The sequence below is a fragment of the Thalassolituus maritimus genome (assembly GCF_900156675.1).
GTDB lineage: Bacteria > Pseudomonadota > Gammaproteobacteria > Pseudomonadales > Oceanobacteraceae > Thalassolituus > Thalassolituus maritimus.
The window spans coordinates 152730-170774 of sequence record NZ_FTOH01000005.1 but is presented as its reverse complement, the minus strand read 5'-3'; the positions used below and the strand labels follow the sequence as shown (position 1 = coordinate 170774).

General features: G+C 53.5%; 19 protein-coding genes. 9 read left to right on the top strand and 10 right to left on the bottom strand.

Annotated features, from left to right (window positions below; genetic code table 11):
- Positions 1 to 2: 2 nt before the first annotated feature.
- Genes BW941_RS09380 through BW941_RS09355 form a run of 6 tightly spaced genes read right to left on the bottom strand, consistent with a single transcriptional unit; the run spans position 3 to position 6718 of the window.
- A complete protein-coding gene (locus BW941_RS09380; protein WP_076515478.1) occupies positions 3 to 818 on the bottom strand; it encodes a symmetrical bis(5'-nucleosyl)-tetraphosphatase in 816 nt (271 codons plus the stop codon).
- On the bottom strand, positions 818 to 1195 hold the full coding sequence (gene apaG, locus BW941_RS09375; RefSeq protein WP_068441638.1) for a Co2+/Mg2+ efflux facilitator ApaG/CorD: 378 nt from the start codon (positions 1193 to 1195) through the stop codon (positions 818 to 820). The genes BW941_RS09380 and apaG overlap by 1 nt, the downstream gene beginning before the upstream one ends.
- Positions 1185 to 2015 carry a 16S rRNA (adenine(1518)-N(6)/adenine(1519)-N(6))-dimethyltransferase RsmA gene (gene rsmA, locus BW941_RS09370; protein ID WP_076515476.1) on the bottom strand — a complete coding sequence of 277 codons (831 nt, stop codon included), beginning with the start codon at positions 2013 to 2015 and terminating at the stop codon, positions 1185 to 1187. Before rsmA ends, apaG begins: the two co-directional genes overlap by 11 nt.
- Positions 2012 to 3004 carry a 4-hydroxythreonine-4-phosphate dehydrogenase PdxA gene (gene pdxA / locus BW941_RS09365; RefSeq protein WP_076515474.1) on the bottom strand — a complete coding sequence of 331 codons (993 nt, stop codon included), beginning with the start codon at positions 3002 to 3004 and terminating at the stop codon, positions 2012 to 2014. Before pdxA ends, rsmA begins: the two co-directional genes overlap by 4 nt.
- The gene (locus BW941_RS09360; RefSeq protein ID WP_084188808.1) at positions 3001 to 4305 is read right to left on the bottom strand and encodes a peptidylprolyl isomerase; all 1305 of its coding nucleotides are present in this window, start codon (positions 4303 to 4305) and stop codon (positions 3001 to 3003) included. The genes pdxA and BW941_RS09360 overlap by 4 nt, the downstream gene beginning before the upstream one ends.
- Positions 4271 to 6718 (bottom strand): LPS-assembly protein LptD, encoded by a 2448-nt coding sequence (locus BW941_RS09355; RefSeq protein ID WP_076515471.1) that lies wholly within the window; start codon positions 6716 to 6718, stop codon positions 4271 to 4273. The genes BW941_RS09360 and BW941_RS09355 overlap by 35 nt, the downstream gene beginning before the upstream one ends.
- Positions 6719 to 6825: 107 nt before the next feature.
- On the opposite strand from BW941_RS09355, the gene BW941_RS09350 reads away from it, so the two are divergent.
- From BW941_RS09350 to djlA, 3 genes are read left to right on the top strand one after another with little or no spacing between them, the layout of a single operon-like run.
- Complete coding sequence (locus BW941_RS09350) at positions 6826 to 7842, top strand: aminoglycoside phosphotransferase family protein (RefSeq protein ID WP_076515469.1); 1017 nt, start codon at positions 6826 to 6828, stop codon at positions 7840 to 7842.
- Entirely contained in the window at positions 7839 to 8519 is a 681-nt protein-coding gene (gene murU, locus BW941_RS09345) for an N-acetylmuramate alpha-1-phosphate uridylyltransferase MurU (RefSeq protein WP_076515467.1), read from the top strand. Before BW941_RS09350 ends, murU begins: the two co-directional genes overlap by 4 nt.
- Complete coding sequence (gene djlA / locus BW941_RS09340; protein WP_084188806.1) at positions 8516 to 9358, top strand: co-chaperone DjlA; 843 nt, start codon at positions 8516 to 8518, stop codon at positions 9356 to 9358. Before murU ends, djlA begins: the two co-directional genes overlap by 4 nt.
- A 44-nt stretch (positions 9359 to 9402) precedes the next feature.
- On the opposite strand, the gene arfB is transcribed toward djlA, so the two are convergent.
- Positions 9403 to 9825 carry an alternative ribosome rescue aminoacyl-tRNA hydrolase ArfB gene (arfB, locus tag BW941_RS09335; protein ID WP_068444646.1) on the bottom strand — a complete coding sequence of 141 codons (423 nt, stop codon included), beginning with the start codon at positions 9823 to 9825 and terminating at the stop codon, positions 9403 to 9405.
- Positions 9822 to 10490, bottom strand: coding sequence for a PAQR family membrane homeostasis protein TrhA (gene trhA, locus BW941_RS09330; RefSeq protein WP_076515465.1), 669 nt, complete (start codon positions 10488 to 10490; stop codon positions 9822 to 9824). Before trhA ends, arfB begins: the two co-directional genes overlap by 4 nt.
- Before the next feature lie 21 nt (positions 10491 to 10511).
- On the opposite strand from trhA, the gene BW941_RS09325 reads away from it, so the two are divergent.
- From BW941_RS09325 to gspD, 4 genes are all read left to right on the top strand, one after another.
- The gene (locus tag BW941_RS09325) at positions 10512 to 10898 is read left to right on the top strand and encodes a GIY-YIG nuclease family protein (RefSeq protein ID WP_076515463.1); all 387 of its coding nucleotides are present in this window, start codon (positions 10512 to 10514) and stop codon (positions 10896 to 10898) included.
- A 204-nt stretch (positions 10899 to 11102) separates the two neighbouring features.
- On the top strand, positions 11103 to 11882 hold the full coding sequence (gene gspN / locus BW941_RS09320) for a type II secretion system protein N (protein WP_076515461.1): 780 nt from the start codon (positions 11103 to 11105) through the stop codon (positions 11880 to 11882).
- Positions 11883 to 11914: 32 nt separating this feature from the next.
- Entirely contained in the window at positions 11915 to 12796 is an 882-nt protein-coding gene (locus tag BW941_RS09315; protein WP_175607886.1) for a type II secretion system protein N, read from the top strand.
- Positions 12796 to 14691 (top strand): type II secretion system secretin GspD, encoded by a 1896-nt coding sequence (gspD, locus tag BW941_RS09310; RefSeq protein ID WP_068444636.1) that lies wholly within the window; start codon positions 12796 to 12798, stop codon positions 14689 to 14691. The genes BW941_RS09315 and gspD overlap by 1 nt, the downstream gene beginning before the upstream one ends.
- A gap of 23 nt (positions 14692 to 14714) precedes the next feature.
- Here gspD and BW941_RS09305 read toward each other — a convergent pair whose 3' ends face one another.
- Both BW941_RS09305 and sodB read right to left on the bottom strand, forming a co-directional pair.
- Positions 14715 to 15308: a Maf family protein gene (locus BW941_RS09305; RefSeq protein WP_076515457.1), complete on the bottom strand. Its 594-nt coding sequence runs from the start codon at positions 15306 to 15308 to the stop codon at positions 14715 to 14717.
- 67 nt (positions 15309 to 15375) lie between these two features.
- The gene (sodB, locus tag BW941_RS09300; protein WP_068444633.1) at positions 15376 to 15957 is read right to left on the bottom strand and encodes a superoxide dismutase [Fe]; all 582 of its coding nucleotides are present in this window, start codon (positions 15955 to 15957) and stop codon (positions 15376 to 15378) included.
- A gap of 418 nt (positions 15958 to 16375) precedes the next feature.
- Between sodB and BW941_RS09295 the strand changes: the two genes are divergently transcribed.
- Together BW941_RS09295 and BW941_RS09290 are read left to right on the top strand one after the other, a co-directional pair.
- Positions 16376 to 17179 carry a hypothetical protein gene (locus tag BW941_RS09295; RefSeq protein WP_076515455.1) on the top strand — a complete coding sequence of 268 codons (804 nt, stop codon included), beginning with the start codon at positions 16376 to 16378 and terminating at the stop codon, positions 17177 to 17179.
- A gap of 5 nt (positions 17180 to 17184) precedes the next feature.
- On the top strand, positions 17185 to 18024 hold the full coding sequence (locus tag BW941_RS09290; RefSeq protein ID WP_076515453.1) for a hypothetical protein: 840 nt from the start codon (positions 17185 to 17187) through the stop codon (positions 18022 to 18024).
- Positions 18025 to 18045: the final 21 nt, after the last annotated feature.

Here is an 18045-nt window from a genome sequence, read left to right as displayed (position 1 = left end):
TCTTAGCTGTCAGCCTGCGCAGGCACGCTGAATCTTTGTTGGTCTTCGAGGCGTAATGCCGTCAGGGCTCCACCCCAGACACAGCCTGTGTCCAGTGCCCATACGTTACGTACGTCGGCATTTCCCTCAAGTGCCGCCCAGTGCCCGAACAGCAGTCGTGTGTCGACAGACTGGCGATGGGGGTGCTGAAACCAGGGTATAAAACCTTGCGGAGAGTTTCCTGCTCCCTCTTTAGTTTTCAGGTCGAGGCGACCATCCTTATCAATGAAGCGCATACGTGTTAAGTAATTGACGATCAGGCGTATTCTGTCAATGCCTGTCAGACTTTTGTCCCACAAGTCAGGCTGGTTGCCATACATGCCCTGAAAGAAGTTTTTGCAGTCGTTCTGAAGTATGTATTCAACTTCCTGCGACAGACGACGCGCTTTTCGCGCTGACCACATAGGTGGCAGACCTGCGTGGCTCATGCACCAATTGCGCGCAGCATCGTAATGAACCAGAGGCTGATGCCGCAGCCAGTCCATCAGAAAACCGGCATCCGGTGCCTCGAATACGTGTTTCAGTGTATCGCCGCCTTTGGTTTTACGATCACTGTAGTAGCAGGCCAGCATGTGCAGGTCGTGGTTACCGAGTACGACGGTGGCCCTGTGCCCCAACTGCTGAATAAAGCGCAGGCACTCCAGCGACTCCGGGCCACGGTTAACCAGATCGCCTGCGAACCACAGGTGGTCGTTATTACGGTCGAAACGTATTTCGCTGAGCAGTCTTTGTAGCGGCTCGAAACAGCCTTGCAGATCACCAATCGCGTAGGTAGCCATCAGTTCAGTGCGTTAGGCAGAGCCAGAGTGAATACAGGGATGGTCGCATGAAACAGAGTGCCGTCGTCAGCTTCCATCACATAGTAGCCGCGCATGCTTCCGACGCGTGTCTGTAAAACTGATCCTGATGAGTAGCGATAGGTCTCACCGGGCTCAATGGTAGGCTGTTCGCCAATAACGCCTTCACCTTTTACTTCCTGCACATCGGCATTGCCGTCGGCGATAAACCAATGGCGCGTGCGCAGTGTCGCTCCCTGATCACCGCGGTTGGTGATGCTGATGTGGTAAGCGAATACAAAGCGGTCATCTTCTGGCAGTGACTGCTCTTCGAGATATTCGGTTTCCACCTCAACATTGACGGTGTCTTCAAGCTTCATCGGATGACTCCTTCAGTAGCTCTGCCACCTTATCTGCAATGGTAACGTATTGCTCCAGTGTCAGATTCTCTGGGCGCAGGCCAGTATCAATACCAATACTTTCAAGGGTGGCGGCATCAATGAGATTTTTCAATGTATTACGGATAGTTTTGCGTCGCATACTGAAGGCTTCACGTACTACGCGCTCAAGTACCTTGTGGTCTTTCGCGGGAAACGGCAGCTCTTCGTAAGGCTCCATGCGTACAATGGCGGACTCGACCTTAGGTGGCGGGTTAAATGCGCCTGGCCCGACAATAAAGAGAGGTTCTACTTTGCAGTAGTACTGCGCCATGATGCTCAAGCGACCGTAGTCACCGTTGCCCGGCACTGCGCCCAGTCGCTCGACGACTTCTTTCTGCAGCATGAAGTGCATGTCCTGAACCATTTTATGGTGGCTCAGGAAATGAAAAATCAGCGGCGTCGAAATGTTATAGGGCAGGTTACCCACAATACGCAGACGTTGGCCCGGCTCGAGAATTGTATTGAAGTCGAACTTAAGCGCGTCGCCTTCGTGGATACGAAAATCCGGATAATTAAAGAACTTAGTACGCAGAATCGGAATCAGATCGCGGTCGAGTTCGACCACATCCAGCTTGCCAGAGGTTTCCAGCAGCGGCTCGGTCAGTGCGCCCATCCCCGGCCCGATTTCTACCAGACAATCCGTCGGTTTCGGACTGATCGCTTTTACGATTTTTCCGATTACGTGCTGATCATGCAGAAAGTTCTGGCCAAAGCGCTTCCGGGCCTTGTGGCCATGGGCTTTGGGTGTGTGTTTACTCATTGGGTTATTTCCTTTCTGCGGTTGGTGGCCATCTGAGTGGCGACCTGAATAGCGGTGTGCAGGCTACCGCTGTCAGCCTTGCCGGTGCCAGCAAGATCTAACGCAGTGCCGTGATCAACAGAGGTACGGACGATGGGCAGCCCCAAGGTGATATTGGCAGCCCGGCCAAAGCCGTGAAATTTAAGAACAGGTAGCCCCTGATCGTGATACATCGCCAGCGCCGCGTCGGCGTTATCCAGATACTTGGGTGTAAACAGGGTGTCTGCAGGCAGGGGGCCTGTCAGGTTAAGCCCTTCTTCCCGCAGTGCATTCAAGGCAGGAATGATGGTATCGATTTCTTCGCGACCCAGGTGGCCGTCTTCACCCGCGTGCGGGTTCAGGCCTGCTACCAGAATATGCGGTGCAGGCACACCAAAGAATTGCTGCAGGTCGTTGTTCAGTATTCGACTGACACGTTGAATGCGATCACCAGTGCAGGCATCGGCGACGTCTTTTAACGGTAGATGGGTGGTAACAAGAGCGACCCGTAGATCTTCTGTCGCGAGCATCATTACGACTTCTTCAACGCCACAGTAATCACGGAAATACTCAGTATGGCCACTGAAAAGCACGCCGGATTCGTTAATGACCCCTTTGTGAACCGGTGCTGTGACTATGCCATCCCAGCGACCATCGACACATCCCTCAGCCGCGATGCGCAGAGTTTCTATCACGAAGGCGCCATTCTCTTTATTGAGAACGCCAGGGCTGACAGCTGCATTCACTGGCACAGGAAATACGGTCAGGTGACCATTACCCGATTGTGCTCCGGCATCACCAAAGGTATGCAGGGTCAGGGGTAATCCCAGCGAGTCCGCACGGTCAGCCAGTACTGCCGGGTCTGTGATAACGACAAGATCGGTCGACAGCTTAGCCTGGGCAATCTGAACACAGAGGTCCGGCCCGATACCGGCGGGTTCTCCCGCCGTTACGGCAAGGCGCAGACTCACGGCTGTTCCTTGATGTCGACGTAGGCTTCTGAGCGAATTTTACGCAGCCAGATAGGAAGTTCTTCTTCGAAGCGACGTCCATAAAGCATCTGGCGCACCTGATTACGCTGCACTTCTTCACCGATGTCGGCTTCACGACGGTCGGTCACCTGAAGCACATGCCAGCCAAACTGACTGCGCACCGGCGTACTTAACTCACCGGTCGGAGTAACGTCCATCGCTTGCTCAAATTCCGGCACCATGTCGCCGGGTGAAACCCAACCAAGGTCACCGCCACCGGCACCGCTGCCGGGGTCATCACTGTATTCACGAGCCAGCTCTGCGAAATCTGCACCGGCCTTCAGGCGCTCATAAATCTGATTAATGAGTTCACGGGCCTGATCCTGATCGCGCACTTCATTCGGGGTGATCAGAATATGTCGTACTTCAGCCTGTTGAATCAACTGAGAGTTACCGCCGCGCTTGTCTTCAAGCTTGATAATGTGGAAACCACTGGCGGTGCGGATCGGATCTGAGATATCGCCGACGCTCATTTCGGGCGCAATGTCCGCGAAAATGGATGGTAGCTGAGCGTCTTTACGCCAGCCCATGTCGCCGCCATTCAAGGCTGTACGTCCCTGGGATTCGGCCATGGCAGTTTTGCCGAAATCGGCGCCATCGCGTAGCTCTGCCACAAGCTTGTCTGCTTTATTTTCAGCTTCTTTGTATTCCTGTGGTGCGGCACCAGAGCGAACTGAAATCAGAATGTGGCGAAGTCTGTATTCTGCAGCCGAAGCGATACGCCCAATATCCGAGGCCAGAAAGTAATCGATATCCTGATCTGTGATCTCGATGCGTTCACCCACCTGATACTGCTGTACCCGGCTGATGCGCATTTCATTGCGAATCTGTTCACGGGCATAGGCGAAAGATACGCCTTCGCTGGTCATGGCCTGTTGAAACTCGGCCAGGCTCATACCGTTCTGCGCCGCGATGCGTCCCATCGCGTCATCCAGCTGCGACTCACTGATGCGGATGCCTGCACGATCCGCCATCTGCAATTGCACGCTTTCGGTGATCATGCGCTCGAGTACCTGTTCGCGCAGGGTATCTGCTTCTGGCAATTCGTTCTGATTACTCTGAACACCTACCGTTTTGATGCGTTGTTCTAGCTCGCTTTCCATGATGATGTCGTCATCGACAACAGCCACCACTCGATCGATCAACTGAGGCTCTGCATGGAGTAAGGCGCTGACAGTCATTGCCAGAAGAGAAAAAATCAGGTGCTTAATAGTCATGGTATTGGCGTCTTGAGTATCCATAAATGCTTTCAGACAAGAGGCTGTCGGTGCCGCTGCCCAGTGTGGTCAGACCTTTTAACTGAATGCTCAGCATAAAGCCGTAATGTTTTTCGGTTGAGAACTCCCCTGAGCTGCGGGGTGAACTTTCCCGATAGGTGAATTGTGCTCGCCAGCAACAATTCTGATATTCGAATCCGGCCAGAGACTCCAGAACCGGGTCTTCCGGGCGACGTTCTCCCGTCTCATAGTGTTTCAGATCACGAAGCTGCCTTGCAAATAGCGCCCAACGATCGTTCAGAGACCAGAATGCACTGGCATCAAGTTGGTGCGTATTGTAGCTAGTTTCAGTGTCAGGGTCGCGGCTCTCGGTGCGTGTATTGCTGAGGCTTAACATATGATTCGCTTCATCACGGAAGCGGACACCGTAGCGTTGCTGACGGAAGTAGTCCTGATGCGAATCCCACTCGAGAAAAGAGAAGACTGTCCAGTCGCTGTTCGGGTTCCATTCCGCTTCACCCAGAGTGCTGGATGTATGGCGCTCAAGGTAGTCGCTTTCGGTCTCGTTGATGTTCACTTCACGATCGCGGAAATACCAGATCTGACCTACGCCAGCCCGGAGCTGTTCCAGACCATCGTCGCGGATATAGCGTGTTGTGACCCCGGTACTGATCTGATTCAGGTCTGCCAGGCGGTCGCCGCCGGTAAAGCGGTCACCGTTGAATAAGCTTGAGTAGGTGACGCTGGTGGCTTTGGTATCGAAGGCCGGAATGTCTTCCTGACCGCTACGGTAGGGGCTGTACGCATACAGCACGCGAGGTTCCAGAGTCTGAATGTAGTCGGTATTGAAGGCGCTGGTTTCACGCTCAAAGAAGAGGCCGCCGTCGAGGGTCAGACGGGGTGCTCCGAACGCTGGCGTTTCATCGTCGTCTGTGGGCTCTGCATCGTAAAGCCGGTAGCTGCGATAGCGGTAATCCAGTGCAGGCGTGAAGAAACCGTATGGCTGTGTCATTGGGTAGGCGATGCGGGTGTCCGACAGAAAACGATCACCGTTAAGAGCGGCGCGGCCACTGAGCGTCTGCTGATTGCCGTCGATCACGGCGGAGCTTTCGCGGTTGAAGCGTGTGGCCTGCACGGTTTGCTTCATTGTCCAGCCTGACTCTGATGTTGGTGTGAGTGTCAGGCCGACCTGAGGCAGGCGGCGATACGGTCGGTTGCTGAGCGAGATGTCTTCGTCCGTCGTCTGAAAGCTCTCAGCAAGAAAAGTCGCTTTCACCGGTGTCGTATCGTAGCGAATCAGGCCTCTTCTTGGCAGATGGGAAGCCCGGTACACAGAGGCACTCGGGTTCATGTCCGAGAAGTAGTCCTCATCACTGACATTGTTGTAGAGAAATTCGTGGCTCCAGTGACGGCCCCAACGACCCGTTTGTGAGTAATTCACCAGAGAGCGTTCTTCGCCGGTTTCTTCGTCGTCAGCGAGAATGCCGTAATTCAGCTCGCCATCACCGAAAAGCGCTGTTTTGTGTCGTAGTTGGTTTTCCCACAACAAACCATGATCAAGCACGTGGTGGGCAGTGATGGTGGCATCCAGGTTGGGGGCGATATTGAGATAAAAAGGAATCTGAATATCTTCCGCCTGGCCCATACCGTTCACAGACAGTGACGGATCGAGGAAGCCGGTGAGGCGCCGGTCATCAATCGGGAAGCGATAATAAGGTATGTACAGGATCGGTACTTCGGCGACCCTGAGTCGAGTGTGCCAAGCAGTACCAAATCCTTCGTTCTGATCCAGGCTCAGTTCGCTGGCTGCGATGTCCCAGTCGTTGTGGCCGGGTTCGCAGAAGGTCAGGGTAGCCCCTTTCATTTCCAGAACCTGATCTTGGGGTGATCCCAGTTGTTCTGCGGTTCCTCTCAGGTGACGGTCGGCAATGACCCAGGCGCTGTGGTTCAGTTCGATATCACCCTGTGCGTCGTCGATACGAGCGTTGTCGCCACCCAGCGTCATGCCCGGAGAGGTGACGGACACATTGCCCTTGAAATTAGCCACCTGTTGCTCAGGAAACCAATGCGCGTAATCAGCTTTGAGCAGCTGGTCTCGTCGCTGAAATACTACATCGCCACTCAGCTCAATTTCTCCAGCGCGGGTTAAGGTTCCCTGATCGGCCTCAGCTTCAATCCTGTCGGTGTCGAGAGCCGCGGGTGTGGTGACAACGTAGGCGCCCGTGCAGAACTCCGGAAGCGCTTCAGCCTGTTCTGCAGGGAGCTGCGATCTCGGAGTCCAGCCGAGGGCTTCATAGTTGAAGTGCTCCGCAGAGTCGGCCAATGCTTGGTGGCTCAGACCGGTGGCGAGTGCAGGTAGCAATAGATGCAGGCACGGGCGCAGGTACAGGCAAAAGTACAGGAGTAGATACTGAGATGTTCGGTTCAGGTCAGTCATGTAGGGCAGCAGGCGCGATTCCGGAATGAAGTGTGTTATCTTTAGCGGCTTATCAGGGCGCCAATTCTGGGGCCCAATTCTAGAACGACTGACACCGAGAGGCCAGCATGGATCAGCGAAGGGATAACCTTGCGCATTGGGCAGTAAATCAGATTCAGCAACTTACTGGCGAAGATCTGACCGCAGAATTGTCAGTAGTTTCAGGCGATGCCAGTTTTCGTCGATATTTTCGGCTGACGGGCGCCGATTCCAGCTGGATCTGTGTGGATGCACCTCCAGAGAAAGAAGATAACCCTAAATTTATTGCGATCGCACGCAGCTGGTCCGAGCAGGGTGTGAATGTACCCGCAGTTTTAGGCGAAGATATCGCTCAGGGATTCATGCTTTTACAGGACTTCGGCGATAAGCTGCTTTGGCCGGCGCTTCACGATGGTGCCGACCATGAACGCGTACTTGCGTTGTACAAACTCGCTATCGATGAGCTGATCAACATCCAGAAACTCAAGGCCGGTGAGCTGCCAGTATATGATGCCGCACTTCTGCGTCAGGAGATTTCTCTGTTCACCGACTGGCTGTGCGAACGTCAGATTTCGCTGTCTCTGTCGGCCGATGAACACAGACTGATTACTGATGTTACGGATATTCTGGTTGATTCAGCGCTGGCACAGCCGCAGGTGGTCGTGCATCGTGATTACCACTCACGGAATCTGATGCTTTGTGCAGAGGGTGCTCTGGGTGTTATCGACTTTCAGGATGCTGTTCAGGGGGCTGTCACCTACGATCTGGTGTCGCTATTGCGTGACTGCTACGTGCGTTGGCCACATGAAATCGTTGATGAGCTGACTGCCTACTACCACGAGAAAGCTTCATTGGCGGGCGTACTGGATATGCCATACGACGCCTTTTCCAGAGCGTTTGATCTGATGGGAATGCAGAGACACCTCAAAGCTGCGGGTATTTTCGCCCGCCTTAACATCCGTGATGGCAAGGCAGGTTACCTGGCAGATATCCCTAATACCTGCGTGTATCTGCGCGAAGTCGCGGGACGGTATTATGAATTCTCGGCTTTCTGTCAGTGGCTCGACGAACGATTTCTCCCAGCGATGGAGAAAGGCCTGTCATGAAGGCTATGATTCTGGCGGCAGGTCGCGGCACCAGAATGGCGCCGCTGACAGATAAATGCCCCAAGCCCCTTATTCCTCTATGTGGTAAACCCCTTATCGTGCACCATCTTGAGAAGCTTGCTGCGGCAGGTATTAAAGAGGTGGTGATTAATCATGCCTGGTTGGGAGAACAGATTGAGCAGCACCTGGGGGATGGCAGTGCGTGGGGACTGACTATTCACTACTCCGCTGAAACCGACGCGCTCGAAACCGGTGGTGGGGTCTATCAGGCATTGCCGCTGCTTGGCGCGGCGCCTTTTCTTCTAATCAATGGTGATGTCTGGACTGATTGGGATTACACCGAGGCGGCTCAGTATGAGCTGAATGAAAGTGACCTTGGTTGCCTCTGGCTGGTCGATAACCCGGATCATAATCCGAAGGGCGACTTTGCGTTGCAGGCGGGGCGGGTGGTCAATGAGCCGCAGCTGACGTTCAGTGGGGTCTCCGTTCTCAAACCTGAATTATGGGCATCCGCGACGGCGGGCGCCTATCCACTAGCACCCATGTTGCGAGAGGCCATGACGACGAACCGGCTTGCAGGTCAGTTGATGAATGGCCGATGGGTCGATGTCGGCACCCCCGAGCGACTGATGACTTTGGAGAACGATTTACTTAACCAAGACGGTGGTGACGATTGAAACCGTTGGCGAATAGTAATCGTGTCTGGGTAGGAAAAGCGTCGGGGGCAGCCATAGGCCTGTTGTCCGGTGGGCCGTTCGGGCTGGTGATTGGTGCGATTGCCGGACACCTGTTAGACAGATTGGCTGAAAAGGCACGCAGTGGTCCGGCAGGCCCAATGGCTCAGGAGCATATGAGTGCTCTGTTCCGTGTGATGGGGCATCTTGCCAAAGCGGATGGTCGCATCAGCGAAAAAGAAATTGCCGCGGCCGAAGGCGTGATTGAAGCCTTGGGAATGACCGGTGACCGTCGTACATTGGCCATTCGCCTGTTTGGTGAGGGGAAGCAGAGCAGTTATCGACTGGAGCGTGATCTGAAAGCGCTGGAAGCTGGATTACCGCCGAACCAGCACGAGGTCTTCTTCTCGTTACTGGTCAAGGTAGCGCGTGCAGATGGCCGGGTAAAACGTGCGCAGCGCAAGGTACTTAAGCAGGTTGGCAGAGCGTTTGGCATTCCCCCGTTCCGTTTTTACTGGTGGTTGAGCCGGGGCGAGGGCTCAACGGACTGGGAGAAAAAAGCGCGGCCTCAGGAGCGCGCGCAACAGACATCTCAACCGCGTCGTCCTGAATTGATGATGAGCCGTGAGGTACGGCGTGCATTCAATGTACTCGGGCTAGCGCCGGATGTTTCTGACGAAGAATTGAAGCAGACGTTCCGCCGCCTGATGAGTGAGTATCATCCCGATAAGCTTGTCGCCCGTGGAGTGTCGGCAGCAGAGCTTGAGCGTGCTAAGTCGAAAGCGCAGGAGATCCAGAGCGCCTATGCGATTATTCGTAAGCACCGGCGCGCCAGTAAATAATGGCGGCCTGCGGGGCTATTGCTGAACTTTGCTATTGAACTCTGCTACTGAACTTTGCCGCGCAAGGCTTTGACCTGGCCACGTTGAACTTTCTGATCGACTCTCCGGCGTTGCGACGCACGCGTTGGTCGTGTTGCCACTCTCGGCTTATCTTTCTGGAGGGCAAAACGAATCAGCTGCTGCAACCGTTGCAGGGCATCCTCCCGATTTTTCTCCTGTGTCCTGAAACGCTGCGCTTTGATGATGATAGTACCGTCCTGTGTGAGGCGCTGGTCATCCAGTTTGAGTACGTCTTCTTTCACATCCTCAGGTAGCGACGAGCGTCGCACATCAAAACGAAGATGAATGGCCGACGCCACTTTATTTACGTTCTGACCGCCGGCGCCCTGTGCCCGGATAGCTTTGAGGGTGATTTCAGCCCAGGGGAGGGTAATTCTGTGGTTGATGTAGAGTCCGTTCGCGTTCATACGCCAGCCCCCACCGAAACATGGGACAGGTGGAAGGCGATGGCCCAGAAGTGGCAGAAAGCGCCAGCCATGACGAAGATATGCCAGATTTCGTGGAAACCGACCCAGCGTGGCCATGGATCAGGCCAGCGCAGCGCATAAACGATGGCACCAACAGAGTAGGCGATACCACCGAAGAGCAGCCACCATAAAGCACCTTCGGGTACGCGCGCCATGGCTGGCTCAAACGCGAACACGACCAGCCAGCCCATACCGACATATATCAGAGTTGATAGCCAGCGTGGCGCTGAAATCCAGAACAGCTTCAGAGCGATGCCTGCAAGCGCCAAGCTCCAGACGGCAACAAGTAAGATCAGACCCGTATTGCCGTACAAAGGAATCAGGCAGAAAGGGGTGTACGTACCGGCAATCAACAGGAAAATCGCAATATGATCTATACGTTTGAGCCAGAGAATCACCTGCTCTGACGCGTGAATCAGATGGTACAGAGCGCTGGCTGCAAACATCAGAAACAGTGTTGCGCCGAAGATTGCGAATGAGACAATATGTACGACTTCGCCGTACATCGCGGCTCTTGCCATCAGAATACCGAGTGCAACAATGGCAAAAACAGCCCCGGCCAGGTGGGTAAGGCCGCTGATAGGATCACGGAAAACAGAATGCATGCGGTTGTCCGGTAAAAACTTATGAGTTGCGGCACACCATACGGTAAAGCGGTGGCAGAGAAAACAACGATGGATCAAATCGGTAGCGTCGACGAAATCGACCTCTGGTATCTGTACCTTATAGAAACCGCCAGCGGGCATCTCTACTGCGGGATCACGCTGGATGTAAGCCGTCGCTTCAAAGAGCATTGCAGCAATGGTCGCCGCACAGCGCGTTTTCTGAGGGGCAAAGGGCCTTTGGTGTTGCGCTTCGTGGCGGTTGCTGGTGAACATGGCGATGCGTTGCGGGCTGAAATGCAGGTGAAAAAACTGTCCCGCCCTCAGAAACAGAGGCTGGTCAGTGGTGATCGTGCTTACTCCCTTAAACTGAAACTGATGCCCGTGCCCGAGCTGCTCGGAGACGACTGAGGCCGGACCAAAACCAGGTCAACACCCGATCAAAAAAAGACACTTTTGTTACACGCCTGTCATAAAACCCTGTTAACCTGCCCTTATTGTGTCTGAAAACGCAGGCTGGTTGACCATTATTTACGCCATCTGTTTGAAGTCAGGTTAAATTTACATCCCCTGCTGGTAGAATGTCCGATCGGAAACAAGGACAGAATAAAAATTATGCTGCGTGCCGTATGGTCAGCGAAGTGGTACATACTGCTTGGTTTGCTGGCTTTCATCCTGATAGTGGTTGCTACCACACCTATCCACTTCCTTTGGAAATACGCCGAGCCCTACGCCCGGGACTTGCCTGTGCGGATTCAGAATCCGACTGGCACATTGTGGCAGGGGCGCGCGGATATTGGCGTTCCTCAGGCGGGTACGATTGCCGCTGGCTGGGAGTTGAGCCCGCTGTCGCTGCTCCTCGGTAACGCAGACCTGGCTATCAATGCTGAAGGTGAAAACATTCGTCTGACAGGCGCTGCGCAGGCAACAGGGCTATACGCAGGCTTGCCTGAGCGCGTCATTATTGAAGATCTGAATGGCTATCTGGATTCGTCGGCACTGGCGCCTCTGTTAATGCAGGCACGGGCGAATCTTGATGGCAGCTTTGAATTGAGCCGCCTCAATGCAGATATCTCCATTGCCGATCAGGGCATTAACGATATTTCCGGACAGCTGGTGTATTCCGGCGGTCAACTTCGTGCACGTGTAGAGCGGCAGGCAATTGATACTGAACTCCCGATGCTGGTGGCGAACATCGTTATGGACGGGCCTAAAGTGACTGTGCCTGTGGCGACAGCCGATGGTGAACCTCTTGGGCAGCTATTTCTTCAGGAAGACGGTTGGGGGGGCATGACAGTACTGCGTCGTGCCGTGGATATTGCGGGTCAGAGCTGGCCTGACAAACAAGCAGATGCAGACACGGTAATTTTTGAAGTGTCGCAGAAGTTTCTATAATCTGAGCGCTTTGATAAACGATGGTCGCTGTAGTGAATCAGTCTGTTGAATTGACCCCGTGGCAACGCTGGGCGAAGCGCCTTGCGTACGTTGTGCTCACCTTGTTGACGGCCTGGCTACTGGCGAAGATCTTCTGGATGGTGCTGGCACCCGAGCCGCTTATATTGAAAGCACCTGTGGCAGGGCAGTCCTCCGCCGCTAAAACGCCTCAGGTCAGTGCCGCACAATACCACTTATTTGGTGAAGTCGGTGCAGAGCCAGTCGTGGCTGTAAAAGAAGTGGATGCACCGGATACCCGTTTACGCCTCGAACTGCTCGGCGTGATGCAATCGAGCACGGCCGAAATGTCGAGCGCGATCATTGCTCAGAAGGGCGGTAAAGGCGACTTCTACCGTGTGGGTGATGTGGTTCAGGGCCGCACCAAACTGGCAGGTGTGTATCCCGATAAAGTGATTCTTGATACAGCGGGTAAGTTAGAAACTCTGAAGTTTGAAGAGTTCTCTGCACGCGGTGTCGGAGTGTCTGCCCGTGCACCGGAACCGGCGCCACGCGAGGTACGTGAAGAACGCGCTTCTCAGCTTCGTGATCGTTTCAGCCGTATTCGTCGTCCGTCTGACTTTATGGGCATCGCCAGTGAAGCCGCGACAGAATCACCAGAAGCCGTGATCGATGGCCTGGGGCTTGAATCTGTGGGCGTTGGTGAAGGTTATCGGGTTGATAACAGCTCAATATTATTGAAAGCCGGAATGAAACCCGGCGATGTTCTGCTTTCCATTAATGGGCAGCAGTTGGGAGACGCGTCGTCTGATCAGGCGTTACTTGATCAGGTGATGCAGGAAGGCCGCGCGCAGATTGAAGTTCAGCGCGGCAATAGTCGTTTTATGATTAATCAGAGTTTTGGAGCTCGGAACTGATGTTGCTCAGACGTTGGCTGATAGCCGTGTTGCTGATGGCAGGCATGGCTATGCCGCTGCAAGCAGAGGAAAGCTGGCAGATTAACCTGAAGGATGCCGATATTGAGGCATTCATCAGTCAGGTTGCTGATATTACTGGTAAGAGCTTTGTTCTTGATCCACGGGTTAAGGGCAAAGTCAGTGTGCTCTCCAGCGAGCCAATGAATCAGGAAGGCGTGTATGAGCTTTTCTTATCCGTGTTGCAGATCCATGGCCTCGCTGCTGTTCCTGCAGGCGATGTCACTCTGGTCATTCAGCAGAATGATGTGAAGCAGGCCGGCCGCAGCCTTGAAGAACGTGCGGCGGTCGACAGCCAGGAGCTGCTGACTAAAGTCATTATGATCAAGAATACGCCGGCGCTGGATCTGGTGCCTATTCTGCGTCCACTGGTTGCCAAATACGGTCATCTTGCTGGTGTGAAATCTGCGAATGCCCTGATCATCTCTGACCATGCCATCAACATTAACCGCATCGAAGAAATTATCGATCGACTGGACCGTTCCGGCTCAGAAGAACTGGAAGTGGTTCAACTGAAAGAAGCCTGGGTGGGCAATGTCGTTACCATGCTGCAGAGCCTTGATCCTTCCAAGGTGTCGCAGGGCACGACGGATAACAACAATACAGCAGGCAGCATTCGTGTTGTTGCCGATGAGCGCAGTAACCGCCTGATTATTAAGGGCGAGAAAACGGCGCGTGAACGTATTCGTGGTCTGATCGAACAGCTTGACCAGCCGTCATATTTCAGCGGCAGCGCTCAGGTGATCCGCCTGCAATATGCCGACGCAACCAAGCTGGCGGAAATGCTGAAGAACCTGATGGGTGAAGCGTCAGGTTCTGGTGACGAAGCGAAAGTTAAAGGTGATATTGGTATTCATGCCGACGAAGACCTGAACGCTCTGGTTGTCCGTGCTGAGCCTTCCATCCTGAAAGAAGTACAGGAGCTGGTAAATTCCCTTGATGTGCGTCGTGCTCAGGTGCTGATCGAATCGGCAATCATTGAAGTAACTGGTGATACCAGCGATGCCCTGGGTGTTCAGTGGGTACGTGGTGATCTGGATTCTCCGGTTGCAGGTACGAATTTCAACAACGCTGGACCGGGTCTTGCGACCATCGCTACCGGTGTGGCCACAGGTGACTATGCCTCTGCCGTTGGGCAAGGCCTGACCATTGGTGGTTTCAAAGAGTCGGGTGGTGATATTGATTTTGGTGTGATTATTCAGGCGCTGAAGAGTAATTCTTCAACCAACCTGCTTTCAACGCCGAGCATCATGACACTGGATAACCAGGAAGCTGAGATTGTTGTCGGTCAGAACGTACCGTTCGTGACTGGCCAGACGGCATCAAGCACCAACACGAATCCGTTCACGACCATTGACCGCCAGGATGTGGGTGTGACACTGAAAGTGATTCCTCACATTCATGATGGTGAAGCGATTCGTCTGGAAGTTGAAGCAACTGCGGAATCGGTTTCAAACACGACCGTCGCGGGTAGTGCCGACCTGATCACTAACAAACGCTCAATCAAAACCATGATTCTGTCTGATGATGGCGAAACCATCGTGCTGGGTGGGTTGATTCGTGATGACGTACGCGAAGTTGTCAGCAAGGTGCCGCTGCTGGGCGATATTCCTTTGCTGGGTTGGTTGTTCCGCTCGAAGAGCGTGAATCAGGTGAAGAGTAATCTGATGGTGTTCCTGCGCCCAACGATCGTTGGTGATGGCGGTAAAGCGAAAGACCTTACTCGCGAGAAGTTTAACGGCATCTGGGAGTTTACCGTTTCTGAAGAACTCGGTATCGATGAAGCCGACATGCAGCTGCAGCGCCTGTTTAAAGGCCTGCCGATGCAGAACAAGTGATCCATATGCTGGCGGGTGGAGGCTTAGGCCTCCGCTAATGCCAGTGGTTCTAATCCTGCCTGACGCATTAGTTCACACAGGCCTATCATAGGCAGCCCGATCAGGGAGTTCATATCCCGACCTTCCAGCGCTGAAAAGAGCGTAATTCCTAATCCTTCAACTTTGAAACTACCGGCGCAGTCTAACGGCTGTTCGATACTGATGTAGCGCCTCAGTGCTTCATCCGAAAGCTCATTGAAATGCACGTGAAAAGGCTCTGTCAGCGTGTATTCGTCGCCAGCAGGTGACCGCAGGCAGAGGCCAGTCAGGAAAGTGATCTTCTGACCTCTAACCCGCTTTAACTGCTCAAGTGCTTTTTCTTCTGTACCTGCCTTGCCAACGGGCTGGCCGTCGACCACACAGGTCTGATCGCTGCCGATAATCCAGCTGTCTGGATGACGGGTGTGTAATGCTCGTGCTTTTTCCTTAGCCAGACGCAACACATACGCCTGGGGTGTTTCGTCTGCAAGTGGTGTCTCATCAATGTCTGGCGATGCTTGACTGAATGGAATACGCAGACGCTTAAGAAGCTCTGCCCGATACGGTGAGCTGGAAGCTAGTAGCAGATTAAAAGACATGATTAGTTTCCTTGGAGAGCAGACACAAAAAAAGGGAGCATAGCTCCCTTTTTATTCTGGCACTGAATTACTTAGCGAAGTTTTCGTTCGCGAAGTCCCAGTTAACCAGCGCCCAGAAACCTTTCAGGTAATCAGGACGAACGTTGCGGTAGTCGATGTAGTAAGCGTGTTCCCACAGGTCAACAGTGATCAGTGGAGTCAGGCCTTCAGTGATCGGCGTGCCAGCGTTAGAGGTGTTTACGATGTCCAGAGAACCGTCAGCTTTCTTCACCAGCCAGGTCCAGCTTGAACCGAAGTTGTTCACAGCCATATCGTTGAATTTAGCTTTGAAGTCTTCGAAAGAACCGAAAGCCGCATTGATGGCATCAGCAACTGCGCCAGTTGGCTCGCCGCCACCGTTAGGGCTCAGGCTGTTCCAGTAGAAAGTGTGGTTCCAGATTTGAGCTGCGTTGTTGAAAACGCCACCTGAAGAAGTCTTGATGATGTCTTCCAGGCTTTTGCCTTCGAGATCAGTACCTTCAACCAGACCGTTCAGCTTCTGAACGTAGGTGTTGTGGTGCTTGCCGTAGTGGAAGTCCAGAGTCTCAGATGAAATGTGTGGCTCCAGTGCATTTTTTTCGTAAGGCAGTGCAGGAAGTTCAAACGCCATGGTCTCTCTCCATATTCAGGTTGATTGCCGGATCTCTTGAAATGTCCGTTACGACCTACATGGGGTCGAAAAGTATCTTTTCAATAGTCCGTCTTTTATATTCCTCAAAATGATAACACCGGCCCTTATAACCGGCTACGTCGTTATAACCCCTTGTTTAGGGAGGTCTTCTTGATCAATTCTTTACAAATTGCCAACTGGTAGACATTCATGGACACTACATGTTCCCAGCTGGCGTGGGTTTGAGGTATGTTGAAGCGCGCAAGTGCGCCGGATACGGGGTGCCGTTGCCAGGGCGATGGAAATATCTGTTGCACAAACTGAGCAAACTTTTCCGGTTAGCCGGATGCACGTTTGTCCGGCTTCGATGGTGCTGTGGGGAAGCAGTAGTAAGCCAATAACAATAAAGGTAGAAAGAATGAAACCGACTGAGGAAGAAATCGCGCTGCGTCAACAACAGTTGCGGCGCCAGGCTCAGCAACGCCTTGCGCAAGCGGGAGCTGCGAAGCGAAGCGCTCCGGTAGATGCTGCCGCAGCGAGAGCGGCGACACCGCCACCTCCACCTGTAGCTGCGCCAAAAGCATCGGGCTCATCAGCCTCCTCCGGGCTGGCTGCGGCAGGCCTTGTGATTGCACTGGGTGCACTAGGCGCCGCGGGTTATATGTACACGCTTCTGCAGCAGTCTGATCAGAAGTACGCAGCCGCTCAGGAAATTCTTCTCCAGCAGGGCAGTAAGATTGAGGCATTGGAAAACCGTCTCTCGGCATCGGGTGAGAATGCCAATTTGTCGGTTGATGCCCTTAAGGTTGTACTGCGCGAACAGGATAATGAAATTCGTAAGCTCTGGGACCTCGCCAGTAAGCGGAACCGGGCTGACATCGATGCCAATGCGGCGAAACTGGGCAACCTGAACACTGCGATGAACAGCGCATCTGGCGCCAGTGCTTCGGACCTGAAAGCTCTCCGTTCTAAAGTGACTGAACTTGAGAATGCTGTGGCAGCCTTGCCATCCGGTCTGGAGATCTCAATCGCTCAGAATAAAGAGAGTATTGAAATGCTGGGCTCAAGTATCAAAAGCCTGCGCAGCGATGTTGCGAACATGGAGAGCAGCCCTTCATCTGGCGGCTCTGTTGGTTATGATGACCTGACCAATATGAAACTCGAGATTGAGGATATTCAGATTCGCCTCGATCGTATTCAGAACGCGATGACTGGTGGTTAATCTGTATGTTGCCTGAGCTCTGGGTGCGGGCGTTAGAAATGCCCGCACTCTCAGTGACGACGCCATATACGTTAAGGATCAACCTGGCTCGGTTACTTCGTACTGCCTCACCTGCTGAGGCAGCCATTATTGCCGGACTACGCTCCGACATTCCAGCTTCTGCTTTTCTCTCTGCCTATCAGATTGCCATGAGGGCCGTAGACCCTGCCTTGCCACCGGAGCAGTGGGCCTGCCTTTGTGTGTCAGAAAAAGGATTGCGCTCACTTTCCGAAATGGAAACTTCTATAGAAGCGGGTGCTGTCAGCGGTCGGAAAAGTCATGCCATGCTAGCAATGGACGGTATCGACTGGCTGTATGTGATCGCGCGATCCACGTCAGGCCTCATTTGTCAGCGGGTCTCTGCAAAAGCGGAGGGAGTTTCTCCTCATCCTGCTAAACCGGGTCAGCCGGTCATTCCTGAACTGCCTCACCATGTGGTCGATTTTACCGCGAGTCCGGTAGATTCAGCGTACCTTGCAGAGGATGCTCACCAGTGCATTAACAAACCCTTTCGCTACCACGAAGACGTCATGGTATTGCTTGCTTTTGCGGGCTGGGTTTTACGGGTTTCTGAAGCTCATCCGGGTCATCAGAGGCTGATTGAGTGCATGCGGGCTTTAGCGGACGGGTATCGTATAAGCGCTGCTGGCTATGATAAGTCTCAGCTGGATGCGTTTGATGCGCTTATTGAAGAACTGCTGCAAATCTCCCTTCCAGAAAAATTACAGCAGACCTGGCACAGAGATCGTCAGTTGTTGCTTATGGGAAAGAAGGCAAGAGATATCATTCGTAGTCGCCTGGCCTGATGTAAACCGCCGACTCCGTAA

Excerpts from the sequence above, each read along its gene's own strand:
- BW941_RS09380 (WP_076515478.1), bottom strand. The coding sequence starts at position 818 with ATGGCTACCTACGCGATTGGTGATCTGCAAGGCTGTTTCGAGCCGCTA.
- apaG (WP_068441638.1), bottom strand. The coding sequence starts at position 1,195 with ATGAAGCTTGAAGACACCGTCAATGTTGAGGTGGAAACCGAATATCTC.
- rsmA (WP_076515476.1), bottom strand. The coding sequence starts at position 2,015 with ATGAGTAAACACACACCCAAAGCCCATGGCCACAAGGCCCGGAAGCGC.
- BW941_RS09360 (WP_084188808.1), bottom strand. The coding sequence starts at position 4,305 with ATGGATACTCAAGACGCCAATACCATGACTATTAAGCACCTGATTTTT.
- BW941_RS09355 (WP_076515471.1), bottom strand. The coding sequence starts at position 6,718 with ATGACTGACCTGAACCGAACATCTCAGTATCTACTCCTGTACTTTTGC.
- BW941_RS09350 (WP_076515469.1), top strand. The coding sequence starts at position 6,826 with ATGGATCAGCGAAGGGATAACCTTGCGCATTGGGCAGTAAATCAGATT.
- murU (WP_076515467.1), top strand. The coding sequence starts at position 7,839 with ATGAAGGCTATGATTCTGGCGGCAGGTCGCGGCACCAGAATGGCGCCG.
- arfB (WP_068444646.1), bottom strand. The coding sequence starts at position 9,825 with ATGAACGCGAACGGACTCTACATCAACCACAGAATTACCCTCCCCTGG.
- trhA (WP_076515465.1), bottom strand. The coding sequence starts at position 10,490 with ATGCATTCTGTTTTCCGTGATCCTATCAGCGGCCTTACCCACCTGGCC.
- BW941_RS09325 (WP_076515463.1), top strand. The coding sequence starts at position 10,512 with ATGAGTTGCGGCACACCATACGGTAAAGCGGTGGCAGAGAAAACAACG.
- gspN (WP_076515461.1), top strand. The coding sequence starts at position 11,103 with ATGCTGCGTGCCGTATGGTCAGCGAAGTGGTACATACTGCTTGGTTTG.
- gspD (WP_068444636.1), top strand. The coding sequence starts at position 12,796 with ATGTTGCTCAGACGTTGGCTGATAGCCGTGTTGCTGATGGCAGGCATG.
- BW941_RS09305 (WP_076515457.1), bottom strand. The coding sequence starts at position 15,308 with ATGTCTTTTAATCTGCTACTAGCTTCCAGCTCACCGTATCGGGCAGAG.
- sodB (WP_068444633.1), bottom strand. The coding sequence starts at position 15,957 with ATGGCGTTTGAACTTCCTGCACTGCCTTACGAAAAAAATGCACTGGAG.
- BW941_RS09295 (WP_076515455.1), top strand. The coding sequence starts at position 16,376 with ATGAAACCGACTGAGGAAGAAATCGCGCTGCGTCAACAACAGTTGCGG.
- BW941_RS09290 (WP_076515453.1), top strand. The coding sequence starts at position 17,185 with ATGTTGCCTGAGCTCTGGGTGCGGGCGTTAGAAATGCCCGCACTCTCA.